At 67.9% G+C, this 26,373-nt stretch carries 24 protein-coding genes; 6 read left to right on the top strand and 18 right to left on the bottom strand.

All coding sequences use genetic code 11. From position 1 onward, the window contains the following. Positions 1-24: 24 nt before the first annotated feature. Complete coding sequence (locus tag N8888_RS18240) at positions 25-507, bottom strand: DUF421 domain-containing protein (protein WP_053519928.1); 483 nt, start codon at positions 505-507, stop codon at positions 25-27. Positions 508-833: 326 nt separating this feature from the next. Beyond that, on the bottom strand, positions 834-3,608 hold the full coding sequence (gene polA / locus N8888_RS18245) for a DNA polymerase I (RefSeq protein WP_263176405.1): 2,775 nt from the start codon (positions 3,606-3,608) through the stop codon (positions 834-836). 99 nt (positions 3,609-3,707) lie between these two features. Here polA and N8888_RS18250 point away from each other — a divergent pair, with 99 nt between their 5' ends. Then, positions 3,708-3,992 (top strand): DUF2782 domain-containing protein, encoded by a 285-nt coding sequence (locus N8888_RS18250; protein ID WP_053519930.1) that lies wholly within the window; start codon positions 3,708-3,710, stop codon positions 3,990-3,992. Between the two features lie 121 nt (positions 3,993-4,113). On the opposite strand, the gene N8888_RS18255 is transcribed toward N8888_RS18250, so the two are convergent. The 9 genes from N8888_RS18255 to N8888_RS18295 form a co-directional block, all read right to left on the bottom strand. Further along, positions 4,114-4,560 (bottom strand): universal stress protein, encoded by a 447-nt coding sequence (locus N8888_RS18255; RefSeq protein WP_053519931.1) that lies wholly within the window; start codon positions 4,558-4,560, stop codon positions 4,114-4,116. 162 nt (positions 4,561-4,722) lie between these two features. Then, positions 4,723-5,277, bottom strand: coding sequence for a hypothetical protein (locus N8888_RS18260; RefSeq protein WP_049433087.1), 555 nt, complete (start codon positions 5,275-5,277; stop codon positions 4,723-4,725). Positions 5,278-5,402: 125 nt separating this feature from the next. Next, complete coding sequence (uvrD, locus tag N8888_RS18265) at positions 5,403-7,595, bottom strand: DNA helicase II (RefSeq protein WP_053519932.1); 2,193 nt, start codon at positions 7,593-7,595, stop codon at positions 5,403-5,405. A 9-nt stretch (positions 7,596-7,604) separates the two neighbouring features. Beyond that, positions 7,605-9,026: an FAD/NAD(P)-binding protein gene (locus N8888_RS18270; protein WP_263176408.1), complete on the bottom strand. Its 1,422-nt coding sequence runs from the start codon at positions 9,024-9,026 to the stop codon at positions 7,605-7,607. Between the two features lie 69 nt (positions 9,027-9,095). Then, entirely contained in the window at positions 9,096-10,514 is a 1,419-nt protein-coding gene (cls, locus tag N8888_RS18275) for a cardiolipin synthase (RefSeq protein ID WP_053519935.1), read from the bottom strand. Positions 10,515-10,632: 118 nt separating this feature from the next. Further along, complete coding sequence (locus tag N8888_RS18280) at positions 10,633-10,881, bottom strand: hypothetical protein (RefSeq protein WP_263176410.1); 249 nt, start codon at positions 10,879-10,881, stop codon at positions 10,633-10,635. Positions 10,882-11,364: 483 nt separating this feature from the next. Then, the gene (gene rpmG / locus N8888_RS18285; protein ID WP_169411268.1) at positions 11,365-11,532 is read right to left on the bottom strand and encodes a 50S ribosomal protein L33; all 168 of its coding nucleotides are present in this window, start codon (positions 11,530-11,532) and stop codon (positions 11,365-11,367) included. Positions 11,533-11,542: 10 nt separating this feature from the next. Next, positions 11,543-11,779 (bottom strand): 50S ribosomal protein L28, encoded by a 237-nt coding sequence (gene rpmB / locus N8888_RS18290; protein ID WP_005411638.1) that lies wholly within the window; start codon positions 11,777-11,779, stop codon positions 11,543-11,545. A gap of 242 nt (positions 11,780-12,021) precedes the next feature. After that, entirely contained in the window at positions 12,022-12,915 is an 894-nt protein-coding gene (locus tag N8888_RS18295; RefSeq protein ID WP_053517725.1) for a LysR family transcriptional regulator, read from the bottom strand. A gap of 107 nt (positions 12,916-13,022) precedes the next feature. Between N8888_RS18295 and N8888_RS18300 the strand changes: the two genes are divergently transcribed. Beyond that, positions 13,023-13,412 carry a RidA family protein gene (locus N8888_RS18300; protein ID WP_263176485.1) on the top strand — a complete coding sequence of 130 codons (390 nt, stop codon included), beginning with the start codon at positions 13,023-13,025 and terminating at the stop codon, positions 13,410-13,412. Positions 13,413-13,446: 34 nt separating this feature from the next. On the opposite strand, the gene N8888_RS18305 is transcribed toward N8888_RS18300, so the two are convergent. After that, complete coding sequence (locus N8888_RS18305; protein WP_262100256.1) at positions 13,447-14,133, bottom strand: hypothetical protein; 687 nt, start codon at positions 14,131-14,133, stop codon at positions 13,447-13,449. A gap of 142 nt (positions 14,134-14,275) precedes the next feature. Between N8888_RS18305 and N8888_RS18310 the strand changes: the two genes are divergently transcribed. The 4 genes from N8888_RS18310 to N8888_RS18325 are packed head-to-tail and all read left to right on the top strand — an operon-like array spanning position 14,276 to position 20,343. After that, complete coding sequence (locus tag N8888_RS18310) at positions 14,276-14,611, top strand: hypothetical protein (protein WP_053517722.1); 336 nt, start codon at positions 14,276-14,278, stop codon at positions 14,609-14,611. Between the two features lie 56 nt (positions 14,612-14,667). Further along, entirely contained in the window at positions 14,668-15,921 is a 1,254-nt protein-coding gene (locus tag N8888_RS18315; protein WP_053517721.1) for a TolC family protein, read from the top strand. Next, a complete protein-coding gene (locus N8888_RS18320; protein WP_263176493.1) occupies positions 15,918-17,123 on the top strand; it encodes an efflux RND transporter periplasmic adaptor subunit in 1,206 nt (401 codons plus the stop codon). The genes N8888_RS18315 and N8888_RS18320 overlap by 4 nt, the downstream gene beginning before the upstream one ends. A gap of 10 nt (positions 17,124-17,133) precedes the next feature. Further along, a complete protein-coding gene (locus N8888_RS18325; RefSeq protein WP_263176495.1) occupies positions 17,134-20,343 on the top strand; it encodes an efflux RND transporter permease subunit in 3,210 nt (1,069 codons plus the stop codon). Positions 20,344-20,466: 123 nt separating this feature from the next. Here the strand turns inward: N8888_RS18325 and N8888_RS18330 are convergent, their stop codons facing one another. From N8888_RS18330 to N8888_RS18355, 6 genes are all read right to left on the bottom strand, one after another. Next, complete coding sequence (locus N8888_RS18330; RefSeq protein ID WP_263176498.1) at positions 20,467-22,239, bottom strand: DUF885 domain-containing protein; 1,773 nt, start codon at positions 22,237-22,239, stop codon at positions 20,467-20,469. Between the two features lie 243 nt (positions 22,240-22,482). Continuing rightward, positions 22,483-22,824, bottom strand: a complete 342-nt coding sequence (locus N8888_RS18335; protein WP_053517717.1) for a lipid-A-disaccharide synthase N-terminal domain-containing protein — start codon at positions 22,822-22,824, stop codon at positions 22,483-22,485. Further along, positions 22,824-23,546 carry a glycosyltransferase family 2 protein gene (locus N8888_RS18340; protein WP_065174256.1) on the bottom strand — a complete coding sequence of 241 codons (723 nt, stop codon included), beginning with the start codon at positions 23,544-23,546 and terminating at the stop codon, positions 22,824-22,826. Before N8888_RS18340 ends, N8888_RS18335 begins: the two co-directional genes overlap by 1 nt. Positions 23,547-23,635: 89 nt before the next feature. Then, complete coding sequence (locus N8888_RS18345) at positions 23,636-24,601, bottom strand: NAD-dependent epimerase/dehydratase family protein (RefSeq protein ID WP_263176502.1); 966 nt, start codon at positions 24,599-24,601, stop codon at positions 23,636-23,638. A gap of 29 nt (positions 24,602-24,630) precedes the next feature. Next, a complete protein-coding gene (locus tag N8888_RS18350) occupies positions 24,631-25,554 on the bottom strand; it encodes a ParB/RepB/Spo0J family partition protein (RefSeq protein WP_053517713.1) in 924 nt (307 codons plus the stop codon). Next, positions 25,554-26,351, bottom strand: coding sequence for a ParA family protein (locus tag N8888_RS18355; protein ID WP_053517712.1), 798 nt, complete (start codon positions 26,349-26,351; stop codon positions 25,554-25,556). Before N8888_RS18355 ends, N8888_RS18350 begins: the two co-directional genes overlap by 1 nt. Positions 26,352-26,373 lie beyond the last annotated feature (22 nt).

Consider the following 26,373-nt stretch of genomic DNA (forward strand, 5'->3'; position numbering starts at 1 on the left):
GTCCCCGCACGCATGCCGCCGGCCCTACGCGTCCGTGTGCCGGGCGATGATCGTGATGTGGCCGGTGGTTTCCAGCAGCGCCACCTGCACATCATCGATGCGCAGGCAGCCCTGCTGGCGCATGGCGGCATCGAAATCGGCCCGGCTGATCAGTTCGCGGCGCAGAACATCCCGCAACAGGGTGCCGTCACGGGCGATCACCACCGGTTCCCCCTCGATCAGGCGCTCCAGGCGGCGGTTGCGGGTGGTCACCCAGCCCACGCCGTAGTTGAGCAGGATCAGGGTCGCGGCGAGCAGCAGGCCACCGCCCAGGGACGTGTCCTGGCCCAGCAGCGCGTTCTGCACCGCGTTGCCCAGCAGCACGATCAGCAGCACGTCGAACGGGGTGATCTGCCCCAGCGCGCGCTTGCCGCTGAGGCGCACCAGGCCCAGCACGACGGTGTAGACCACCACCGCGCGCAGGATGAACTCCCACCACGGCATCGCCAGTGCGAACAGATCGTGCATTGCGGGCTCCCCTGCTGGGCGGTGGCCCAGCCTAGCAGCCGGCAGCCTGCCGGCGGCGCAAATAAAAAGCCCCGCTGACCAGGGGGAGGTCAACGGGGCCGGGGAACGGGCACTTGGGGAGGAGTCCCCGTTCCGAGATCTGCTCCAGGGGATGGGAGAGATCCACAACAGGCATTGCGCCTGTCGAGAGCTATAGAACCACTCCGAACACTAACGGTTCGTGAAGGGAGCCAATTTAATGAACCGCAATGGGGCGAGTATTCATGGCCGAGTCAGAAACTGTGGCCAGATGAACAAATTCACGTCGTTTCAGGACCGAAAGCGACTCAGTGTGCCTCGTCCCAGTTCTTGCCTATGCCGGTGTCGACCACCAGAGGGACACGCAACTGTGCCGATTGCGACATACGCTGCACCACATTTTCCCGCAGCTCCTCGACAAACGCAGTCTCGGTTTCGAACACCAGTTCATCGTGCACCTGCAGGATCATCCGCGCCGGCGCCCCGCTGTCGCGCAGCCAGCGGTCAACATCCACCATCGCGCGCTTGATGATGTCGGCAGCGGTGCCCTGCATCGGCGCGTTGATCGCCGCGCGTTCAGCACCGGCACGCAGGCCCTGGTTGCGTGCATGGATATCGTTCAGATACAGGCGGCGGCCGAACAGCGTCTCCACATAGCCCTGGTCACGGGCCTGCTGGCGCATCCGCTCCATGAAGTCACGCACGCCCGGGTAACGGCTGAAGTACAACGCCACATAATCCTGCGCCTGGCCCCGGTCGATGCCCAGGTTGCGGGCCAGGCCGAAGGCACTCATGCCGTACATCAGGCCGAAATTGATCGCCTTGGCCGCGCGGCGCTCGTTCGGCGTCACCTCGTCCAGGGTGCGGCCGAACACTTCTGCGGCGGTGGCGCGGTGCACGTCGGCGCCCTGCTCGAAGGCGCGCACCAAGCCCGGGTCTTCGGACAGGTGGGCCATGATCCGCAGTTCGATCTGTGAATAGTCGGCGGCCAGCAGCTGGCAGCCCTCCGGTGCGACGAAGGCGCGGCGGATGCGGCGGCCATCTTCGGTGCGGATCGGGATGTTCTGCAGGTTCGGGTCCGAGGAGGACAGGCGGCCGGTGGCAGCGCCGGACTGGTGGTAGCTGGTGTGCACCCTGCCGGTATCCGGGTTGACCATCTCCGGCAGCTTGTCGGTATAGGTGCTGCGCAGCTTGGCCAGGCCACGGTAATCGAGGATCACCCGCGGCAGCTCATGCTGGTCGGCGATCGCCTCCAGCGCCTCTTCATTGGTGCTGGGCTGGCCCTTCGGAGTCTTCACCACCGCCGGCAGCTTCAGCTCGTCGAACAGCACGGCCTGCAGCTGCTTCGGCGAATCCAGGTTGAAACTGCGCCCGGCCAGCTCGGTGGCCTTCTGCTGCGCGGCCAGCATGCGCGAAGACAGGTCCTGGCTCTGCCGGCGCAGCTCGTCGGCATCGATGCGCACGCCGTTGGCCTCGATGCTGGCCAGTACCGGCACCAGTGGCATCTCGATGTCGCGGTACACGCTGTCCAGGGCCGGTTCGGCCAGCAGCTGCGGTTGCAGCGCGCGGTGCAGGCGCAGGGTGATGTCGGCGTCCTCGGCCGCATAGCGGCTGGCCTCGTCGATGCCCACCTGCGAGAACGGAATCTGCTTGGCGCCCTTGCCGGCCACGTCCTCGAACTTGATGGTGGTGTAGCCCAGGTAACGCAGGGCCAGCGAATCCATGTCGTGGCGGGTGGCGGTGGAATTGAGCACGAAGCTCTCAAGCATGGTGTCGTCGTGGTAACCCTGCACCTCGACACCGTGGCGCCGCAGCACATGCAGGTCGTACTTGCCGTGCTGGCCCAGCTTCTTCCTTGCCGGGTCCTGCAGCACCGGGCGCAACGCGTCCAGCACCTGCTGCAGCGGCAGCTGCGCCGGTGCGCCGGGGTAGTCATGGCCCACCGGGATGTAGGCCGCCCTGCCCGGCTCGACCGCCAGGCTGACACCGACCAGGCGCGCGCGCATCGCATCCAGCGCGTCGGTCTCGGTATCGAAGCTGATCAGGTCGGCCTGCTGCAGCCGCTCCACCCAGGCCTGCAGCTGTCCGCTGGTAAGCACGGTCTCGTATTCACCTGGCGCGGCCAGTGCCGGATCCAGCGTGCCCTCGGCCGGTGCCTCCGCACTGCCACGGGCGAAGCCGGCCGCCGTGCCACGCAGGCTCGGTGCCGCCTCGCTGGCCACGGCCGGTGCCGGCAGCGGCGCCCCCAGTTCCTTCAGCGCCTGGGTGAACCCGTAGCGCGTGTACAGCTCGGTCAGCGCCGGCACGTCCTGTTCGCGCAGCGCCAGCGTGGTCGGGGTGGCCTCCAGTGCGACGTCGGTGCGGATCGTCACCAGTTCGCGGTTCAGCGGCAGGCGCTCCAGCGCCGCACGCAGGTTCTCGCCGATCTTGCCCTTCATGGCCGGCGCGGCGGCCATCACGCCCTCCAGGTGCTGGTACTCCGCCAGCCACTTGGCGGCGGTCTTCGGCCCGCACTTCTCCACGCCCGGCACGTTGTCGACGCTGTCGCCCATCAGCGCCAGCAGGTCGACGATCTGGTCGGCGCGCACACCGAACTTCTCCATCACCGCCGCGTCCGAATCCATGCGGCTGCCGGTCATGGTGTTGACCAGCTCGATGCCCGGCCGCACCAGCTGGGCGAAGTCCTTGTCGCCGGTGGAAATCGTCACCTTCAGGTCCTGCGCCTGGCCCTGCAGGGCCAGCGTGCCGATCACATCGTCGGCTTCCACGCCCGGAACGCGCAGGATGCTGATGCCCAGCGCTTCGACGATGCGGCACATCGGCTCGACCTGGCTGCGCAGCTCGTCGGGCATCGGGGGACGGTTGGCCTTGTACTGGTCGTACAGGTCATCACGGAAGGTCTTGCCGGGCGCATCGACGACGAACGCGACGTAGGCCGGCCGCTCCTTCAGCGTCGAGCGCAGCATGTTGACCACGCCGAACAGCGCGCCGGTGGGCTCGCCCTGTGCATTGGACAGGGGCGGCAGCGCGTGGAACGCGCGGTACAGGTAACTGGACCCGTCGATCAGGACTAATCTGCTCATGCAGCGATTCTACGCGCCTGTCCCTGCACAGCGGCGACACGGCGCATGCCCGACGATGGGGCATAATCGAATCTCTTTCCAGGCAAAGGACCACCGCCCATGAAGACTCTGATGCTGGCCTCCCTGCTCCTGCTTGCCGGCTGCGCCAGCATGGGTGGCGCCGGGGCGCCCCCGGTCGACGTCAAGGGCGCCGAGGTCTCCAGCCGCACCATGAGCAACGGCGACACCATCGAGGAGTACCGCGTGGCCGGGCAGCTGCGCATGGTCAAGGTGACGCCGTCGCGGGGTGCCCCGTTCTACATGTACGACAAGAACGGCGATGGCCGCATGGACACCGACAAGGACGGCGTCTCGCCGGTGTACTGGAAGCTCTACAGCTGGTGATGTGACAGAGGTCGGATCCCTTTCCGCAGGATCCGACCCCAGCGAGCCCGGCTGCATAAAAGATGACGCCGGCGCGCATCCTGCGGCCGGCGTCGGTGTCCCCTCCCCGGGAACACGTGCCTCAGCGGATGACCAGCACCGGAAGCGTGCTGCGTGCCAGCACCTCGGCGGTCTGGCTGCCCAGCAGCACGCGGGTCACGCCACGACGGCCATGCGAGGTCATCACGATCAGGTCGCTGTTGCGCTCGGCAGCGGTCTCGATGATGCCGTCGGCCGCGTAGCGGTCCAGTACGTGCACCGGGTTGGCGGTAATGCCCTGTTCGGCGGCCTTGGCCAGCGCCGGCTGCAGCACCTTCTGCGCGCCTTCCTCGCGGTCGGCCTTGTACTCGGGGCTGTTCATGTAGCCCACGCTCCAGCCCATGGCGTCGTACATGCCGACGGCCCACGGCTCGGAAACGGTGACGATATCGACCTCGGCGTTGAGGTCCTTGGCCAGCTCCAGGCCCTTGGCCAGGCCCTTGTCGGCCAGCTCGGACCCGTCGGTGGCGATCAGGATGCGCGTGTACATGGTAGGGCTCCGTGGCAATCCGCCGGATGGGAACGCCACCATTGCACACCCGATGTGCACGTGGCGCTTTGAGCAGGATCAATCCGGCGCCTGTAGAGCCGAGCCCATGCTCGGCTCCGGATGGATGAGCCGAGCGTGGGCTCGGCTCTACAGGTGGCCCTCTCAGGCGATCTGCACCACGCGTGCGTTCTGGCACAGCGGGTAGCTGGCCACGAACCCGGCGATCGCATCACGCATCGCCTCGAACGACTGGCCGTACATGTACAGCGCGGTCTCGGTCGGGCCCTGCCACCAGCTGCAGATCTCGCCCAGGCCATCGATGCGTTCGGACAGCTGTTCGAACACATGGTTGGAATCGCATTGTTCGTAGACCTCGTCCGGCAGGTTCTGGCCATCCAGATAGATGCCCAGGCCTTCGGTGACGCCGAAACCGCGGTCGCCGTCCCCGGCGCCCTGCACCTTCGATCCCTTCGGCGCACCCAGCTGCTCCAGCAGATCGATCAACTTCGGCACACCTGCCGCGTCATGAAGCGCCACCTCGATGTCGCCGTACTCGACCTCGCCGTCATCGGAGAGGGCGGTCCCGCCGCCGGTGATTTCGCCCACTTCGGCGGCCTGCAGCAGCGCGTCGAGCGGATCCTCGAACAGCTCGTGGCGATGCTCAGGCTGCAGCCTGGCGTTCAAGGTCACGGTGACATGCAGCGTGGGCTCGGTCATGGGGGCATTCCTGGAAGAGATGCCGCCTATTGTAGAGCCGAGCCCATGCTCGGCTGCTTTCCCCGCCGGAAGCAGCCGAGCATGGGCTCGGCTCTACAGGTATCCCAGCGACCCCTCGACGGGAATCAGATCACCGTCAGGTTGGCGTAGGCCATCACCAGCCACTTGCTGCCGGCGTCGGCGAACTCGACCTGCACGCGGGCGTGGGCGCCGTTGCCTTCGTAATCGGTCACCATGCCTTCGCCGAACTTGGGATGGCTGACCAGCGCGCCGAGCTTGATCGGCGGCAGCTCGATGGCGGCATGCCCCATCACCCGGCTGCTGCCCAGCGACGCGGGACGCGAGACCTGCACCTTCGGCCGCACTTCATGCAGCAGCCCGCGTGGAATCTCACGCAGGAATCGCGAAGGCAGGCTGTAGTTGTCCTGGCCATGGATGCGGCGTGATTCGGCGTAGCACAGCACCAGCTTCTGCCGCGCCCGGGTGATGCCCACATACGCCAGGCGCCGCTCTTCCTCCAGCCGGCCGCTTTCTTCCAGCGAACGCGCGCTCGGGAACAGGCCATCCTCCATGCCGGCCAGGAACACCAGGGGGAATTCCAGGCCCTTCGCCGAATGCAGGGTCATCAGCTGCACGCCGTCCTCGCCGGCCTGCGCCTGGCCCTCGCCGGCCTCCAGCGCAGCGTAGGCCAGGAACGCCACCAGCTCGTCCATGTCCTCGCCCACTTCCTCGATGTCATCGGCACGCCGCACGAAGCGCGAGGCGACCGAGACCAGTTCGTCGAGGTTGTCGGTGCGCGATTCGGAGTCGAGCGAATTGCGGCTTTCCTTGCTCCAGTGCTCACGCAGCTGCGAGCGCGAGAGCACGTGGTCCACGCGCTCGGCCAGGGTCATGTCCCGGGTCTGCGCCTGCAGTTCGTTGACCAGCACCAGGAAGCCCGCCAGTGCGTTGCGCGCACGCGCGGCCAGCGCATTGCCCTGGGTGACCAGCATGGTGGCTTCCCACAGCGAAATGCCCTGCGCTCGTGCCTCGCGCCGCACTTCGTCGAGGGTGCGTTCACCGATGCCGCGGGTCGGCGTGTTCACCGCGCGCTCGAAGGCGGCATCGTCGTTGCGGTTGGAGAGCAGGCGCAGGTAGGCCAGCGCGTCCTTGATCTCGGCGCGTTCGAAGAAGCGCATGCCGCCGTACACGCGGTACGGCACCTGCTCGCTCAGCAGAGCTTCTTCCAGCGCGCGCGACTGGGCATTGCTGCGGTAGAGCACGGCCACTTCGGTGTAGCTGCCACCATCGCGCACCCACTGGCGGGCACGTTCGACGATGTAGCGGGCCTCGTCCATCTCGTTGTACGCCGCGTACAGGTCGATCGGCTCGCCGTCACCGCTGTCGGTCCACAGCTGCTTGCCGATGCGATCGGGGTTGTGCGCGATCACCGCGTTGGCAGCACCGAGGATGTTGGCCGTGGAGCGGTAGTTCTGTTCCAGGCGGATGGTCTGCGCGCCCGGGAAATCACGCAGGAAGCCCTGCACGTTCTCCACCTTGGCACCGCGCCAGCCGTAGATGGCCTGGTCGTCGTCGCCGACCACGAACACATGGCCGGACTCCCCGGCCAGCACGCGCACGAAGGCGTACTGGATGGCATTGGTGTCCTGGAACTCGTCCACCAGGATCTCGCGGAAGCGGGCGCGGTAGTGCGCCAGCAGGCCGGGATTGTCACGCAGCAGCTCATGCGCGCGCAGCAGCAGTTCGGCGAAGTCGACCAGGCCGGCACGGTCGCAGCGCGCCTGGTACTCGATGTAGGCCTGGCGCATGGTTTCCAGCCACGCATCGTGCGGCTCGGGCTGGATGTGCTGCGGGCGGCGGCCTTCATCCTTCTGTTCGTTGATCCACCACGCGATCTGCTTGGGCGGATGCTTGCCGTCGTCGATCTCCAGCGCCTGCACCACACGCTTGACCAGCCGCAGCTGGTCGTCCGAATCCATCACCTGGAAACCTTCGGGCAGCTTCGCGTCCTGCCAGTGCAGGCGCAGCAGGCGGTTGGCCAGGCCGTGGAAGGTACCGATCCACATGCCACGGCTGCCATGCGGCAGCTGTGCGTCGATGCGGTGGCGCATCTCGCCGGCGGCCTTGTTGGTGAAGGTCACCGCGAAGATGCCATGGGTCGGCACGCCTTCGACTTCATGCAGCCAGGCGATGCGGTGGGTAAGTACGCGGGTCTTGCCGGAACCGGCACCGGCCAGCACCAGGTGGTGGCCGGGGGGAGCGGAGACGGCTTCGCGCTGGGCCGGGTTCAGGCCATCAAGCAGGTGGGAGACATCCATGCCCCCATTTTACGGCATCGCCGTCGCGGCTCCTGCGACCACCTGGGTGGCCAGTGCCTGCGCCTGCTGGCGCAGTTCAGGCACCGCCAGGCTTTCCCACAGGCTGCCGATGCGCAGGCTGCCAAGTACGCCCAGCCGCGCCTGCGGCTGGCCGCCGGCGCTGCGCACGCGGTCGCCGGGCACCGTGCTGTCCAGGCCCAGCCCATGCGGCCCGGGACGGGCCAGGCCATCGGCCTGAAGCTGCTGCAGCAACGGATTGCGCAACGCGGTGGCGCGGGTCTCCAAACCGGTGGCGTTGATCACACCCCCGATCGTCCACTGCTGCGGGTGTCCGGCCGCATCGTGGCCCGACAGCTGCAGCGCATCGCCCTCACGCCAGACCCGATCCAGGCGTGCGCGATGCACGCGCAGCTGACCGCTGGCCTGCAATGCGCGCAACTGTGCATCGACCTCTTCGGCGATGCGATGGCGATGTACATCCCAGTAGCGCACCACATGGCGCAGGAACCGCCGCTGGTCGGCCTCGTCGAGGCTGCACCACAGCGCCTGTCCATGCGGACGGAGGCGGTCCATCACGCCCTGCCAGGGCAGGCCATCCGCCTCGGCCCGGCGCACCTGCCGGCGCAGCGTGCGCAGGCGCTGGCGCAGCGTCATCGGCAGCAGGGGGGCAGGGTCGAAATCAGGCAGGCCCGCGTGCGCGTGCGGCAGCGGCAGCAGGCCGTGACGGGAAATCACATGCAGCGGGCCGGTGTGACCGGCCGCGACCAGCGCCAGCACCGTATCAGCCATGCTCAGACCGGAACCGACGATGGCCAGCGCGTGCGCGCCTGCCAACGCGCGCACGCCGTCGTAGTCCCAGGCTTCGACCACGGTGTCGGCAGGCAGTCCATCGGCACCGGCCACCGGCAGCGGACGCATGCTGTTGCCGGTGGCGAGCACCCCCTGCGCGGCATGCCATGTGTGGCCATCGCCCAGCTGCAGGCGGTAACCGGAGTCATCCGGGGTGAGGCCCCGCACCGGCTGCGCGATCACCTGCAGCTGCGCCGGGCTGGCCGCAACCGCCTCCTGCAGACGCTGCTGCAGGTACGCGGCGAAATGATGGCGGCCGACATAACGCTCGCCCAGCACCTCGCGCGTCTCGCCCGGGTAGGCGTTGACGGCCATCAGGTAATCGAGGAAGTCAGCCGGCTGCTCGGCGAACGCACTCATTTTCGCCGCCGGCACATTCAGCAGGTGCTCCGGCCACGGCGTGGCATAGGCGATGCCCTGGGCCAGCTGCGAGGCGGGTTCGAAGATGGCCAGCGCCAGTGGCGACCGGGCCTGGCGCAGCACCTGGATCGCCACCAGCACCCCGGCCGCACCACCACCGATGATCGCCAGGTCCAGTTCGCCATTACACGGTGAATCAGTCATGTGCCGATTGTAGGCCATCGGCCATGACGGGCCGGAGTGCCGCCGCGTGCGCAATGATCGAGACCGCTCGAGCTCCGGCGCACCGGTTCACATCAACGCGTCGGCCAGGCGTGCGATGCCTTCGCGGCTGCGGCGCCAGGCAGGACGCTTGCGCCACTGCTGCAGATCGAGCTGGCGCGACTGGCGCAGGTAATCGTCTTCAATGGCACACAGCTGCGTCACCAGCACGCGGTCGTAGCAGACCAGACCGATCTCGGCATTCAGCGCGAACGAGCGGATATCCATGTTGATCGAGCCGAGCACCGCGATGTCTTCATCCACGCTCATGTGCTTGGCGTGCAGGAACTGCGGCTCGTACAGGGCAATGCGCACGCCACAGCGCAGCAGCTCGTCGTAGTAGGCCTCCTGCGCCCAGGCGGTCAGCCGCTGGTTGTTGCTGGCCGACAGGATCAGCTGCACCTGCACCCCGGACAGCGCGGCGATGCGCAGCGCGCTCAGGGTCGCTTCGTCCGGCACGAAGTACGGGGTGACCATCACCAGCCGCCGGCGGGCCAGATGGATCAGTGCGGCGACGGCATCACGCGCGTTGCTGTACGGATAGGCCGGCCCGCTGGGCAGCAGCTGGGTGGCAACATCGTCGCTGCACTCGGGTACGTCGGCAATGACGTCCAGGCGCTGGCCGGTCTCGATGTACCAGTCGCTGGCGAACACGGCTTCCAGGTGTGCCACCGCCGGGCCGCGCACACGCGCCACCAGCTCGCGGTTGGGATGGCCTGGCACGAACTCCGGCCGTGCCAGGTTCTGAGAACCGATGTAGCCCACTTCGTTGTCGATCACCGCAATCTTGCGATGGTTGCGCAGGTCCATGCGGCCGCTGCGGCGCCAGCGCAGCCCGCCGGGCAGCATCGCCCGCACTTCGATATCGCGCGCCTGCAGGCGCTTGCGGTAGGCGCGCAGGCCGCGCTTGGCGCCCACCGCGTCCAGCAGCACCCTGCACTGCACGCCGCGGGCGGCGGCACGCTGCAGCGCCTCGACGATGGCCTCGCCCACCGAATCGTCGAACATCAGGTAGTACAGCAGGTGCACGCGGTCTTCGGCCTGGTCGATGTCGGCGATGAGCGTGTGCAGCGATTCGTCGTAATCGGTGAGCAGATCGACGGCGTTGCCGTGCACCGGCATGAAATCGCCCTGGCGCTGCACCAGCGGCACGATTTCCGCACTGGCCGTATCCGGTTCCGGCTTCCAGCGCAGGCGGCGCTGCAGCGCCTGCTCTTCGCGGATGACCTGCGAGGCCTCGGCCTGGCGGCGGATGCGCTCGCGCGACAGCCACGGGTGGCCGAACAGCAGATACAGCGGCAGGCCCAGCAGCGGCACGAAACCGACCAGCAGCAGCCAGCTGCGGGCCGCGCCCGGCGTGGTGCGGGTCGGAATCCAGCACAGCGCGACCAGCCGGATCAGCCAGTCGATCAGCAGCAGATACGATCCCAGCAACCACTCAACCAGCATCGCGTCGTCCGTCGGCAGGTGATGGGCCATTCTGCCCAGCAGGGTGTGTAGAGTCGAGCTTGCTCGACTGCCTCAGCGCAGCCGGGCACGGGCTCGGCTCTACAAGGGAGGGCCGGCTTCAATGCCGCACCGGCACCTCGCTCAGCTGGCGAACCGATTCGGCGTGGCGGCGGCCGTTGAGCGCCATGCAGGCAATGGCCTGCGCCGCCCGCTCCAGCTGTGCCTCCGGCAGCGTCGGCGGTGCGCCGTTGGCCAGTGCCAGGTGGTGGTCGCACAGCAGCAGCGCCATGCCCTCGATGCCTTCCAGCATGCGCTGCAGGCGCAGCCAGCCCAGTTCCAGGTCCTGCCGGTGTGATGGGGTGTTCATGCAGCCTCCTTCAACGGATCTGGCCACCGGTGAAGGTGGCGGACGATGCGTGGTTGCAATACCGGGAAGCAATCAATGAGCAAACGAACCGGCGGGCGCGAGGCCCCCACGCACCGTCCGCCATAGAGGCGGATAGGTCACCAACCGTCGCCGGAGGGATCTCCGGCGACGGCGGGCGAGTCTACTCATGATTGACTTCACGGGATTGCAAGCCCGGCCACTGCAACCGCAGCGGCTTGCCATCATGGGCGCGGCAGGGCCCGTCGTTCCAATCGATTTGAACCGCGCGAACTGCCGGAACCGGTAGGAAGAATCACTTATCGCATTCGGCCCATGATCCCGCGCACTGCGCCATAGGCGACAGCCTGCGCAAGGAGTACGGCCGTGCCGGCCAAGGGTCGGCACCCACCAGACCAGACGACAGGCATGAAAAAACCCGCCACAAGGGCGGGTTTCTTCGCGGGGACCAGCAATCCTTGCGGATTACTTGATCTTGCCTTCCTTGTACAGGACGTGCTTGCGCACGACCGGATCGTACTTCAGGAATTCCATCTTCCCCGGGGTGTTCTTCTTGTTCTTGTCCGTGGTGTAGAAGTGGCCGGTACCGGCCGAGGAAATCATACGGACCTTATCGCGCTTGCCTGCCATGATGCTTTACTCCTCAGACCTTTTCGCCGCGCGCACGCAGCTCAGCCAGAACGGAATCGATGCCGTTCTTGTCGATGGTGCGCAGTGCATGCGCGGAAACACGAAGCTTGACCCAGCGGTTCTCGCTGGCCACCCAGAAACGGCGCTCGTGCAGATTCGGCAGGAAACGACGACGGGTCTTGTTGTTGGCGTGCGAGACGTTGTTACCCGTCTGCACTCGCTTGCCGGAAACCTGGCATACGCGGGACATTGCGCACCTCGATAGTAGTTGTTGTCAGCCCGTAGCCCGGGAGACGGCGGCCTCGGTGGTTGCCCACCACACGTCAAGAGAATCAAAGGGTTACGCTGGCGTTGGGCGACCGGGGACGTGCTCCCGGGGGCGCCGCCCGGCACGAAACCGGACACAGCGAGCCGCGCATTATGCATGCAATCAAGGCCTTGCGCAAGTTACCCACAGGAGCGGCCGGGCGTGGGCTCGGCCCTGCGGGTCCATCACCCCAGCGCTTCCACCACCCAGTCGATGAATACCCGCAGGCGCTGGCTCATGTGCCGGTTCGGCGCAAACATGATGTGCATCGGCATCGACGGCAGCTGCCAGGCCTGCAGCAGCGGCAGCAGTTCACCGCGTGCCACGTGCGGCTCGGCCATGTAGCTGGGCAGGGCGACCACGCCCAGCCCGGCCAGGCCGGCGGCGAGGTAGGCATTGCCGTCATCGAAGCCGACCGTATGGCGGCCCTGCACCTGGACGGTCTCATCGCCGCGCCGCGCGGCGAAGACCCGCGCCCGCCCGCTGCGTGGGCTGAGCAGCCCGACCATGTGGTGCTGCGGTCCCTCCAGCGCGCGCGGATGCTCCGGCAGACCAAAGCGCTGCACGTAGTCCGGGCTGGCGTGGAAGCCGATCGGCAGCTCGCCCAGCGGCCGTGCCACCAGGGCCGGGTCGGCCGGGGTGCCGCCACGGATCACGCAGTCGACGTTGTCGGCGATGACGTCGACCTCGCGGTCGCTGACGCCGATGTCCAGCTGGATCTCGGGGTAGCGCGCCTGGAAGTCCGGCAGTGCCGGCACCAGCCGCAGCCGCGCATAGGGCCCGGGCACGTCGATGCGCAGGCGGCCGCGCGGCTGCACGGCGGCATCGCCCAGGCCACCCTCGACCTCTTCCAGCTCGGCCAGCAGGCGGGCAATGCGGGGGTAGTAGGCCGCACCATCGGCGGTGACGCTGACCCGCCGCGTGGTGCGGTTGAGCAGGCGCAGACGCAGGTGCGCTTCCAGCTGCTGCACCAGCTGGGTCACCGTGGTGCGACTGATCTGCAGGGTCGTCGCGGCACGGGTGAAGCTGCCGGTCTCCACCACACGGGCAAAGGCGCGCATGGCCTCGAAGCGATCCATCGGCGATCCGATTGTTTGGGTTGTGCGATCAATCTAGTCCGATCATCGCGGTATATCCAGACAACAATCGCGAGCAGGATGGCGGTTCTTCCCATCAGGCCCTTCCCATGTCACACCGCGATGTCGTTTTCCCCGTTGGCCGCCAGGCCCTGTATGACCGCAACCGCTACTCTCCGGCGATCCGGTCCAATGGCTTCCTGTTCGTCTCCGGGCAGGTCGGCAGCCGCGAGGATGGCTCGCCCGAACCGGACTTCGAGGCGCAGGTCCGTCGCGCCTTCGACAATCTCAATGCGGTGCTGGCCGCCGCAGGCTGCACGTTCGATGACGTGATCGACGTGACCGTGTTCCTGATCGATCCGGAGAACAACTTCGAGAAGGCCTGGGCGATCGTGCCCGAGTACTGGGGAGAGGCGCCCCACCCCACCCTGACCGGTATCGGCGTGACCTGGCTGTACGGCTTCCAGTTCGAGATCAAGGTGATCGCGAAACTGCCGTGAGCGGAACGCCGCCGGCCCGCACCGGCTGCCAGGGCTACTCGGATGCGAACTGCAGCGTGCGGCGCCAGCGCAACGGCTTCGCCTGGCGGGCCGGGTCGGGGCCGAACCGGCTCAACCAGCCTGCCGCAAGCGCACGCTCGCGCAGGCGCTCACCCACGCCCTCGGCATGCTCCACCTCAACGTGGGTCACATTGCCCTCCGCATCCACATCCATCGCCCAGACCAGCGTGCCCACCCACTCGGCCGGCGGAATGGACGCGTCGTAGTTCGGCCGCCCAGCCACGTACGGCTGGTCGTGCCGCAGGTACAGGGGCGACGTTTCGAGCCGGTGGTCCACGCGGATCTGTGCACTGCCACGGCGCCCATCGCCCAGCACGGCGTCGACGGTCCACATCCCCACGGCACCGGCGGTGCCCAGATCGGCCTCGTAGCATTTCTTGCGGCCACGGTAATCCTCATGGGCCGTGCGCGAGACCCGTCCACCCTTGGCATCGCGGATCTCGATCTGCAGCCCACCCACGTCGGTGTCGTCGAGATCGGCGGCCACGCAGATACGATGGTCATGCTGTCCATCGGCAATGAACAGCTGTGTCTGCGAGCGCGCCAGTGCATCGGCCGGCGTCGGCGACCACAGGAATTCCACATAGACGTCGTCGGCTGCGCGGGCGGCCGGGCTGGCCAGAAGCAGCACCAGGCCTGCGGTGGCAATGCGTGCGTTCATCTTCCTGCCTCGGTGACGGGACTCGATGCGGGGCGGGGGTGGAACAGCGCAATCACCCCCAGCTGAACGGGAGATTCCGACGAATTCCCGAAGTGGCCATTGATATTGTATCCGGCGAAAACCGCTTGCTAGCCTCCCCTCCATGCGCCGGATCGCCCGCCACCTACGCTCGTACCTGCTGATGCTGCTGATGGCGGCATTCGTGGTCGTGCCGGTGGCCGACGCGCTGGCGTGCGCGGTGGAACCGCATGCCAGCGTGGCACATGTGGAGTCGGCGGCCGATGACACCGCAGGCGACAGTGACAGCAAGCACACCGGTGCCTGCACGCATAACCACTGCCACCATTCCACCTCCAGCCTGCCGGCGAACACCTTCGCCGCCTTCGATGCGCCGCTGCCGGCGCGCTGGATGACGGCCGGCGATGCGACGGCCTACGCCGTCGCCCAGGATGAACTGACGCGTCCCCCCCGGGCGTGAGCTGAGCGCGTCCCGCTGCTGCGGGCTCCCGTTTCACTCACAACCGGAATCCCCCTATGTCGATCCTGACACCACGGTCGCCGCGTGCGGCCGGGCTGGTCGTCGCCGTGTTGCTGGGCCTGGCCCCGGCGGCATCGGTGATGGCGCAAGCTGCTCCTTCCTACGACACCCTGCTTGAACGACTGGACCAGCTGCCCGGCGCCCGTGTGGGCTCGGCGCTGGCCGAGGCTGCCGACGCCCGCGCCGACCAGGCCCGTGCGCTGCCCAATCCTTCCCTTTCCTGGTCGGCCGAGAACGCGTGGGGCACCGGCTCCTACGGCGGCATGGGCAAGGCCGACAGTGTGCTCAGCCTGTCCCAGCCGCTGGAGGTCTGGGGCCAGCGCGGCGCGCGCGTACGTGCCGCCCGTGCCGAGGCCCAGGCCGCCAATCTGCGTGGCGCGCAAAGCCGCAGTGATGTTGCCGGCCAGCTGGCCGCGGCCTACGCACAGGCAGAGAGCGCATTGCGCCGCTACACCCTGGCCGAAGAGGCGCTGGCCCTGACCCGCGACGATGCCAAGGCCGTCAATGCCATGGTCAGGCAAGGGCGTGAACCGCAACTGCGTGCGGTGCAGGCGCAGAGCGAGGTGGCCAATGCCAGCGCCGCGCTGGACGAGGCGCAGGCCTTCCGCGACGCCGCGCTGGCGCGCCTGGCCGGCGCCGCGCTGCTGGATTCGCCGGTGCAGTCGATCGACAGCAGCCTGCTCGACCGCGCACCTCCGCTGCCACGCGGCGCCACCGATGCCGCACTCGCGGTGCGTATCGCCGAAGCCGAAGCCGATGCGGCCGGCCGGCTGGTGGACGTCGAGCGCAAGCGGGCGCTGCCCGACCTGAGCCTGACCGCCGGACAGACCCGCTTCCGCGAAGGCGGCGAACGCGCTTACACGCTCGGCGTCAGCCTGACCGTGCCGTTGTTCGACCGCAACCGGGGCGGCATCCGTGCCGCCAGTGCCGACCAGCGCGCGGCCGAAGCCCGCCTGGACCAGCAACGCCGCGACAGCGAGGCCGGACGGCTGTCGGCCATTGCCGGGCTGAAGGCCGCCAGCAGCCGCACCCGCGCCGCCGATGAAAGCGTGGTGGCGGCCGAGGAAGCCTATCGGCTGGCCCGCGTCGGCTTCGATGCCGGACGCATCTCGCAGCTGGAACTGCGCAGCACGCGCAGCGCGCTCATTGCCGCCCGCGGCACCGCGGTGGATGCACGCCTGTCGCGCGTCGCCGCGGAAATCGATCTTGCCCGCCTCGAGGGGCGCGCACCCTTTATGGAGGCCCCATGACACTGTCCCGTTCCTTTCCCCTGCTTGGCGGCGTCGTGCTGGCCGTTCTCCTCGCCGGCTGCGCCGGCAACGCACAGACACCGGAAACAGCCGATGCCACTGCCGCCAAAGCCGGCAGCGATGACGGCCACGGCCACGCAGCCGACAGCCCGGACGCCAAGGCCGAGGCGACCAAGGCACCGGCCGACGCCGACGAAGGCGTGGTGCAGCTGACGCCGGAACAGATCAAGGCGTCCGGCATCGAAGTGGTGGCCGTCGGACGCGGTGGTGGCGGCTCCACCCGCCTGTCGGGCCGTGTCGAACCATCGGTGGGCGCACGTGCCTCGGTGGCGTCCACCGTGAGCGGTCGCGTCGAACGCGTGCTGGTGGCACCAGGCACAGCGGTGAAGCAGAACCAGGCCTTGGCGATCGTGGTCAGCGGCGAAGCCGCCGTGTTCCGCGCCAACGCTCTGGCCGCATCGGCCGAAGCCGAGGCGGCACGCCTGGCCTACGGCCGCGACAAGGCGCTGGTCGAACAGGGCGTGGTCGCCCGCCAGGAGCTGGAAGCATCGCGCGCCCGTTCGCTGGCCGCACAGGCGCAGGCGACTGCCGCACAGGCGCAGGCCGCGGCCAACGGTGCGCCCGATGCCAGTGGCCGCGTGCGCATCACCAGCCCGGTGACCGGCATCGTCGGCAACGTCCAGGTCACTCCAGGTGGCGTGGTCGCCGCAGGCAGCGCGGTGGCCGATGTCGCCGATCCGGCGATGAACGAGCTGGTGTTCACCGCACCGCCTGCGCTGGCCGCGCAGGTCACCCCGGGCATGACGCTGGACGTCACGGTGCCGGGCGGCAGCTTCACCGCCACGGTCACCGGCTCTGCGGCCGACGTGCGCCAGCAGGGCGGCGTGGCGGTCATCCGCGCGACGCCGGTGGAGGCGGCCTTGCCGCCGGCCGGTTCGCCGGTGTCGGCCAGGGTGGTCACCGAAGGCCGGGACAGTGCACTGAGCGTGCCAGCCGATGCCGTGCAGAACGTCGACGGCAGCAGCGCCGTGTTCGTCGCCGTGGAAGGCGGTTTCAAGGCACAGCCGGTGCTGGCCGGCCGTCGTGCCGGTGATCGCATCGAGATCCTCGGTGGACTGAGCGGCAACGAGCGCATCGTCGGCACCAATGCCTTCCTGCTCAAGGCCGAACTGGCCAAGGGCGAAGCCGAGCACGGCCACTGAGGAGGCGACCATGTTCAAGCTCATCATTGAATCAGCGGTGCGCTTCCGCTGGCTGGTGGTGTTCCTGGCGGCGCTGATCGCGGCCTGGGGCCTGTTCCAGCTGGGCAAGCTGCCGATCGACGCCGTGCCGGACATCACCAACCGCCAGGTACAGATCAACACGGTGGCACCTGCGCTGACACCGGAACAGATCGAGCGGCAGGTGACCTACCCGCTGGAAACCGCGCTGGCCGGCATTCCCGGCCTGACCACCACCCGTTCGCTGTCGCGCAACGGCTTCTCCCAGGTCACCGCGATCTTCACCGACGCGACCGACATCTACTTCGCCCGCCAGCAGGTGGCCGAGCGCATGCGTGAAGCGGCGGAAGATCTGCCCGATGGCGCGTCGCCGCTGCTGTCGCCGGTCACCACCGGCCTGGGCGAGGTGCTGATGTGGACGGTGGACTTCACCCCGTTCGATTCCACCCGGCTGGCCAGACCGGGAGATGCGGGCTGGCAGGCCGGCGAGGTCTACCGGACGCCGGAGGGCAGCCTGCTGCGCACGCCGGAAGAACGCGCCACCTACCTGCGTACGGTGCAGGACTGGATCATCGCGCCGCAGATGCGCTCCAGCCCGGGATTGGCCGGCGTCGATACGGTCGGCGGGTACGTGAAGGAGTACGGCGTGCACCCGGACACTGCCAGGCTGGCTGCGCATGGCCTGGGCCTGGCCAACCTGGTCACGGCACTGCAGCGCGCCAACGTGCAGGCGGGTGCCGGTTTCGTGCAGCGTGCCGGCGAAGGCCTGGTGGTACGTGCGGACGGCCTGGCACTGACCACTGATGATCTGGCGCAGGCCCCCGTTGCGACCCGCAACGGCGTGGTGGTGCGCGTGGCCGACGTGGCCGATGTCGATCTCAGCCGTGCACCGCGCCTGGGTGCGGCCAGCCGCAATGGTCACGAGGCCGTGCTCGGTACCGCCCTGATGATCGCCGGTGGCAACAGCCGCACCGTCGCGCAGGCGGCAGCGGCGCGCCTGGAGCAGGTCAACAGGTCGTTGCCGGCCGACATCGTGGCCGTGCCGGTGCTGGACCGCAGCGTGCTGGTGAACTCCACCATCAGAACCGTGGCAAAGAACCTCACCGAAGGTGCGCTGCTGGTGGTGGTGGTGCTGTTCCTGCTGCTGGGCAACCTGCGCGCGGCAACCATCACCGCGCTGGTGATTCCGCTGTCGTTCCTGTTCGCCGTGATCGGCATGAACCGCTTCGGCATCAGCGGCAATCTGATGAGCCTGGGTGCGCTGGATTTCGGCATCCTGGTGGACGGTGCAGTGATCGTGATCGAGTCAACGCTGCTGATGCTGGGCCAGCGCCGCGCCGAACTGGGCCGTGCGCTGACCGCGATGGAACGTCTGCGCGTGGCGGCGGAGTCGGCGCGGAAGATGGCGCGTCCAGCGGCGTTCGGCCAGTTGATCATCCTGCTGGTGTTTGCGCCGATCCTGACCCTGGAAGGCGTGGAAGGAAAAACGTTTCATCCGATGGCCGCCACGTTCATGCTGGCTCTGGTGGGTGCCTTCCTGTTCTCCTTCACCTTCGTGCCGGCCATGGCTGCGCTGCTGGTGCGCGAGCCGAAGCTGAAGGAAAGCGGGGCGCACGCCGATGACGGCGAACACGAAACACGCCTGATCCGCGTGCTGCGCGCACGCATCGAACCGGTGATCCGCAAGGCGGTGGACCACCCGCGCTCGGTGCTGGCCGGCGCGGTGATGATGGTGGTGGTGGGCATCGGTTCGTTCTCGCTGCTGGGCCGCGAATTCATGCCGACGCTGGATGAGGGCAACGTGGCGATGCAGGCGCTGCGCGTACCGTCGACCTCGCTGGAGCAGTCGCTGGCGATGCAGCTGGCGCTGGAAAAGGCGATTGCCGGGCAACCGGAAGTGGAAACCGTGTTTTCGCGCACCGGTACCGCTGAAGCCGCGATCGACCCGATGCCAACCAACATCTCCGACAGCGTGATCGTGCTGAAGCCGCGCAAGGAGTGGCCCGATCCGACGCTGGACAAGGAGGCGCTGGTGGCGCGCTTCGAGGCGCTGGCCGGGCAGCAGCTGGGCAACAGCTTCGAGTTCAGCCAGCCGATCGAGCTGCGCTTCAACGAGCTGATCTCCGGCGTGCGCACCGACCTGGCGGTGATGATCTTCGGCGATGACTTCAGCCAGCTGCAGAAGGTGGCCGACCAGGTCGCGTTGAAGCTGCGTGCGGTGGACGGTGCGGCTGACGTGCGGGTGGAGCAGATTTCCGGCCTGCCGACCCTGAACGTGAAGATCGACCATGTCGCCGCCGCGCAGTACGGGCTGACCGCTGCGGACGTAAGCGATGCACTGGCCACCGGCATCGGTGGCACGGCGGCCGGCAAGATCTTCGAGGGCGACCGACGCTTCGACGTGGTGGTGCGGCTGGACGATGCCGCGCGCAACGATCCGGACCAGCTGTCATCGCTGCCGATTGCCACACCGGCCGGACTGGTCATTCCGCTGTCCTCGGTGGCCCGCATCACGGTCAGCGAGGGACCGAACCAGATCAGCCGCAACAATGGCAGCCGCCGGGTGGTGGTGCAGGCCAATGTGCGCGGCCGCGACCTGGGCGGCTTCGTCGGCGAAGCGCAGGCAGCGGTGGCCGACGTGGCGCTGCCGCCGGGCGCCTATCTCACCTGGGGTGGCCAGTTCGAGAACCTGCAGCGCGCGGAAAAGCGCCTGGCAACGGTGGTACCGGTCGTGTTCCTGCTGATCGGCAGCCTGCTGTTCATGGCCCTGCGCAGTGGCAAGGAAGCCGTGCTGGTGTTCAGCTGCGTGCCGCTGGCGCTGGTCGGCGGCATTCTCGCCCTGCTGCTGCGTGGCATGCCCTTCTCGGTATCGGCTGCGGTCGGCTTCATCGCCGTGTCCGGCGTGGCCACGCTGAACGGCTTGGTGTTGATGCAGGCCATCCGCGAGCGGCTCGATGCCGGTGACCTGCCCCTGCAGGCGGCAATCAACGGTGCCGCCAGCCGGATCCGCGCGGTGCTGACCACGGCACTGGTGGCGATTGTCGGCTTCATCCCGATGGCGATCGCCAGTGGCTCCGGTGCGGAGGTGCAGAAACCGCTGGCGACGGTGGTGATCGGTGGCCTGATCACGGCGACCGCGCTGACCCTGCTGGTGCTGCCGACCTTCGCGGCGCGCGTGGCCAGACCGCGGCCGGTGCGCTGAAAGACGACGGGGCAGGATCATGTGATCCGGCCCCGTCTGCCGCGCTTCGCGCTCGCCGGGCGTGGCCCGGCGCTACCACCGCGCATTCCGGTAGCGCCGGGCCATGCCCGGCGGCATTTCGGATCAGGCCTGCTTGCGCTGCGCGATATAGGCCTGGATCTGCTGTTCCAGTACCGGCAGCGGCACCGACCCCTGCTTGAGCACGGCGTCATGGAAACCCTTGACGTCGAACTTGTCGCCCAGCTCCTTCTCTGCCTGTGCGCGCAGGCGCACGATGGCGATCTCGCCGAGCTTGTAGCTCAACGCCTGGCCCGGCCAGGAGATGTAGCGATCCACTTCGGTGGTCACTTCGTGCTCGCTCAGCGCGGTATGGTCACGCAGGTAGGCGATGGCCTGTTCCCGGGTCCAGCCCTTGCTGTGCACCCCGGTATCGATCACCAGGCGTGCCGCGCGCCACATCTCGTAGGTGAGGCGACCGAAATCCTCGTAGGGGGTTTCATAGATGCCCATCTCCACGCCCAGCTTCTCGCTGTACAGGCCCCAGCCTTCGCCGTAGGCGGAGATGTAGGCGTTGCGGCGGAACTCGGGCTGTTCGCCCTGTTCGGCGGCGAGCGCGCCCTGCAGGGCATGACCGGGATCGGACTCGTGCAGGGTCAGCGCTGGCAGGTTGTACAGCGGCCGCGCCGGCAGGTTGTAGGTGTTGAGCCAATAGGTGCCCATGCCACCGCGGCCTGCGGTCCAGAACGGCGCGATGTCCGGCGGCACCGGCACGATGGTGAAGCGCGCGCGCGGCAGTGTCATGTACTTGCCGATGACACCATCGATGCGCTTGGAGATCCACGCCGCCCGATACAGCAGCTCGTTCGGGGTCTTGGCGTAGAACTGCGGATCGGTGCGCAGGAAGGTCAGGAATTCGCCGAAACTGCCCTTGAAGCCGACCTGCTGGATGATGTCGTTCATCTCCTTCTGGATGCGCGCGACTTCGCCCAGGCCGATGCGATGGATCTCATCCGGCGACAGGTCCAGCGTGGTGTATTCGTGGATCTGCTGCCTGTAGAACGCCTTGCCCTCCGGCATCGCTTCGGCCGCCAGGGTGGTACGCGCCTGCGGCACGTACTCATTGACGAAGAAGGTACGCAGCTGCTGGAAGGCCGGCACCACCTTGCCGCTGATCGCCGCACGGGCCTGCGCCTGCAGCTGCGCCTGCTCGGCCGCCGGAATGCTGGCCGGCAGCTTCTTGAACGGCGCGTACAGCGGCGACTCGGTAGGGTCCTTCAGCTCGGCGACGGTGGCAATGGAGACCTCGCGCCCGTCAAGCACCGCGCGGGGCACGCTGAAACCCCGCTTGAGTCCGGCGCGCATGTTCTCGGTCTGCTGGTCGAAATAGCGCGGTACATCGTCCAGGCGTGCGATGTAGTTACGGAAGTCCTGCGCGGTCTTCATCTCGCGCCGGGCCATGAACGAGAGATTGGACCAGAACGAGGAATCGGAGTTGAACGGCATCTCGTAGGCCCGCAGACGCACCTCCTCGGCGAGGTTGAACACCTGGTCGCGGTAGATCGCGTAGTTCACCTGGTTGTCGGCGCTGAGTGTCTTCGGGTCGATCTTCTTCAGCTCGGCCAGGGTCTGGTCCCAGACCTTCAGGCGCGCCTGCTGCGCGGCCGCGCCCACATCGGGCAGCCGCGTGGCGTTGGCCGGCGCGTCGCCATCCTCGCTGGCTTCACCGCCCCCGGCCTGGCGCCACTTCCATTCCTTTTCGTACAGCGCGCGGAAGGCGGCATCGGCCGCCGATTCGGTGGTCGCAGGGGCGGACGCCGCGAGCGCGGGCGGAGCCGCCACGACGGCAGCCGGAGCGGACAGGGCGATGAGCAGGGCAACGGCAAGACGGGTTTTCACGAGCACAGGTTCCCGGGAAGGCAGACGCCGATCATGGCACCGCCGGACAGCCGGGGCATGGTTCAAAAGTCCTGCCTGCGCTGCAGGACCGGTAGCGCGGGGACCGCACACCTTCGCCGGGCATGGCCCGGCGCTACCGGCGTTCGATCCCGCCCAGGTGCCGCCTCAACGGTTGGATCGGTAGCGCGGGGCCATGCCCCGCGAGCGCGCAGCGTGCAGAACGGACACCTCTCCGGCGCTACCTCAATGGCTGGCTTTGTCCCGCTTCCAGCCGCGGTGCCGGATGTCCAGGTGCAGGCTGTACAGCGCGGTGAACGCCGGGAACAGGTTCTGCAGCACGCCCACCGAATCCTGCTTGGCCGAGAACAGGAAGTAGCTCAGCGTCATCAGGCTGCCGATCACGCTCATGTACCAGAACAGGCGCGGGATGACCGGCTTGCCGGCACGCCGGGAGGCGATGAACTGGACCAGCCAGCGGCCGCCGAACATCAGTGCGCCGGTATAGCCGATCAGCTTCCAGCCCGTCACATGCAGGCCGGTCCAGAACAACCAGGTCAGCGGCTGGTCGAGCCAGTGCAGCGCCATCATCGTTCTTCCACCGCAGTACGCCTGCTGCGGGTGATCAGCCAGGCAACGCCCCGCAGGTCGCGGATGCCGACCAGCGCACGGCCGAGGTTGTTGTACTTGGAGACGCCAGCGGTACGGTGACGATGGTTGACCGGCACGCTGGTGGTCTTCCAACCGGCACGCTGCATCAGCGCCGGCAGATAGCGGTGCATGTGGTCGAAATACGGCAGGTCGAGGAAGGCTTCGCGCTCGAACAGCTTGATGCCGCAGCCGGTGTCGGGCGTATCGTCGCGCAGCATGCGCGCCCGGATGCGGTTGGCCCAGCGACTGGCCCAGCGCTTGCTGCCGCTGTCCTGGCGGTTGACGCGCCAGCCGGCAAACAGCTTCACCTGCCCGTCGGCAGCATCGCGGGCCGCCAGCAGCTTGGGGATGTCGGCCGGATCGTTCTGGCCATCACCATCCAGGGTGGCGATCCACGGCGCACGGGCATGCTTGACACCGGTGCGCACCGCTGTGCTCTGCCCGCTCTGCTCGACGTGGTGCAGCACCCGCAGCTCCGGCGTGGTGGCTTTCAGGCCCTGCAGCACCGCCAGGCTGTCATCGCGGGAGTGATCGTCGACATAGACGATCTCGAACGGCAACCGGCCCCGCAGTGCCGCGACGATTTCGGCGATCAGGGGCGCGACATTGTCGCGCTCGTTGAATACGGGGACGACAACGGAAAGCTCGGGTTGGCTCATGGGTCACTCGGCCAAGAGGGGACAAAGACCGCGCATTCTCCGAAGCCGAGGTTATCCGAAGATGAATCCGGCTGTGTGAGGATTGCTCCTCAGGCGCGATCGCCGAAATACTCGCGGCACCACTCGACGACGGGCGGCAGCCCCTGCTCGATCGGGGTCACCGCATCGAAGCCGAATGCGTCATGTGCGCGGCGGGTGTCGGCCATCGTGCGGACCATGTCGCCCGGCTGCATCGGCTTGTAGACCTTCTGCGCAGGGCGGCCGGCGGCCTGCTCGATGACGCTGATGAAGCGCTCCAGCTCGACCGGCGTATGGTTGCCGAGGTTGAATACCCGATGCGGTACCGGACCGTCGGCCGGGTGCGCGAGCGCGCCGAGGATACCCGACACGATGTCGGAGACATGTGTGAAATCGCGCTGCATGCGCCCCTGGTTGAACACCTCGATCGGGCGCCCGGCCAGGACGGCACGCGAAAACAGCAGCGGCGCCATGTCCGGCCGTCCCCACGCGCCGTACACGGTGAAGAAGCGCAGGCCGGTGGCACGCAGGCCATACAGCTGCGCGTAGGTGTGCGCCATCAGCTCGTTGGCAGCCTTGGTGGCCGCGTACAGCGAGCGCGGCTGGTCCACGCGCTGGTCCTCGGAGAACGGCGGCGTGGCCGAATCGCCGTACACCGAACTGCTGGAGGCGTAGACCAGATGCTGCACGCCGCGGTGGCGGCACAGTTCCAGGATATTGACGAAGCCGACCAGGTTGCTGTCGACGTAGGCCTGCGGATTCTCCAGCGAGTAGCGCACCCCGGCCTGCGCGGCCAGATGGATCACCGCGCTCGGCTGCAGTTCGTCGAACAGCGCGGCCAGGCCTTCACGGTCGGTCAGGTCAAGCGTGCGCAGATCCAGCGTGGGGCACAGCGCGGCCACGCGGTCCCGCTTGATCTGCGGGTCGTAGTAGTCGTTGAAGTTGTCCAGGCCCACCACCGGCTGGCCCGCCTCCAGCAGCGCGCGGGCGGTGTAGGCACCGATGAAGCCGGCAGCGCCGGTGAGCAGGATGGTCATTGCAGGTCTCTGTCCACGTGCCGGGCGACTCAGCCCTGGCGGGTCCGCAGCTTTTCCAGCACGCCGTCGAGGGTATCCAGATCGGTGTAGTGGATGATCAGCTTGCCCTTGCCGCCGCGGCCGTGGCTGATCGCCACCTTGGTCCCCAGCGACTCGGACAGTTCGGTTTCCAGCGAGGCGATGTCGGCCTGCTGCACCTTCGGCGTGGCCGCCGGGCGGTTGCTCGGCACCTTGCCGGCGGCGAAGGCCTGCGCGCGGCGCTCCACTTCACGCACCGACCAGCCTTCATCGGCCGCTTCCTGCGCCAGCTTGCCGGCCAGTTCCGGGGCCAGGGTCAGCAGCGCGCGGGCGTGGCCCATTTCCAGGCGGCGGGTTTCCAGCAGCAGGCGGATGGCCACCGGCAGTTCCAGCAGGCGCAGCAGGTTGGACACCGCCGCGCGCGAGCGGCCGACGGCCTCGGCCGCCTCGGCATGGGTCAGGGTGAACTCGCTGATCAGGCGCTGCAGCGCCTCGGCTTCTTCCAGCGGGTTGAGGTCTTCGCGCTGGATGTTCTCGATCAGCGCCATCGCGATGACGGTGCGGTCTTCCAGTTCGCGCACCACCACCGGCACTTCGTCCAGACCGGCCAGCTGCGAGGCGCGCCAGCGGCGTTCGCCGGCGACGATCTCGAAGTTGCCCGCCGGCAGCTGACGCACCAGGATCGGCTGGATCACGCCCTGCGACCGGATCGAGTCCGCCAGTTCGGACAGCTTGCCCTCGTCCATTTCGCGACGCGGCTGGTACTTGCCCGGCTGCAGCTGGCCCACCGGCAGCTTGCGCAGCACCTCACCCGGCAACGGTTCGATCACCGCGGTGGTGGCCTGCACCTGGCTGACCGCTCCCTTCGGACCGAGCAGCGCATCCAGGCCACGGCCGAGGCCTCGCTTCTTGGCTGCCGGCTTGCTGCTGGTCATCAGACGGTCTCCACGGCCTTGGTGGCCTTGTTGCGTTCGTTGTTGCGACGGATGATCTCGCCGGCCAGGCCCAGGTAAGCCACGCCACCGCGCGAGGCGCGGTCGTAGCCGACGATGCTCTGGCCGTGGCTGGGCGCTTCGGCCAGGCGCACATTGCGCGGCACGATGGTGCGGAACACGCGGTCGCCGAAGTGTTCGGTCAGTTCGGCCGATACGGCGTTGGCCAGGTTGTTGCGCACATCGAACATGGTACGCAGCACGCCCTCGATCTCCAGCGCCGGGTTCAGGCTGGCGCGCAGCGCCTCGATGGTTTCCACCAGCGCACTCAGGCCTTCCAGCGCGTAGTACTCGCACTGCATCGGCACGATCACCGAATCGGCGGCGGCCAGTGCGTTGAGCGTCAGCAGTGAAAGCGCCGGCGGGCAGTCGATCAGGATGTAGTCGTACTCGTCGCGGATCGGCGCCAGCGCGCGCTTCAGGCGCTGCTCGCGCTCGCCCTGCGCCATCAGCTGGATCTCCGCAGCGGTCAGGTCGATGTTGCCGGGCAGCAGGTCGTAGCCTTCCGCGGTCTGCACGCGCACGTCGGCGGCGGTGTTCTCGCCCAGCAGCAGGTCGCAGGTGGACGCCGCCAGCTCACGCTTGTCCACTCCACTGCCCATGGTCGCGTTGCCCTGCGAATCCAGGTCGACCAACAGCACGCGCTTGGGTGCGTTGGCCAGGGAAGCGGCCAGGTTGACGGCGGTCGTGGTCTTGCCGACGCCACCCTTCTGGTTGGCGATGGCGATGATGCGGGCCATGCGGGTGTGCCTCGTCGACGGA

This window comes from Stenotrophomonas maltophilia (assembly GCF_025642255.1).
Taxonomy (GTDB): Bacteria; Pseudomonadota; Gammaproteobacteria; order Xanthomonadales; family Xanthomonadaceae; genus Stenotrophomonas; species Stenotrophomonas maltophilia_P.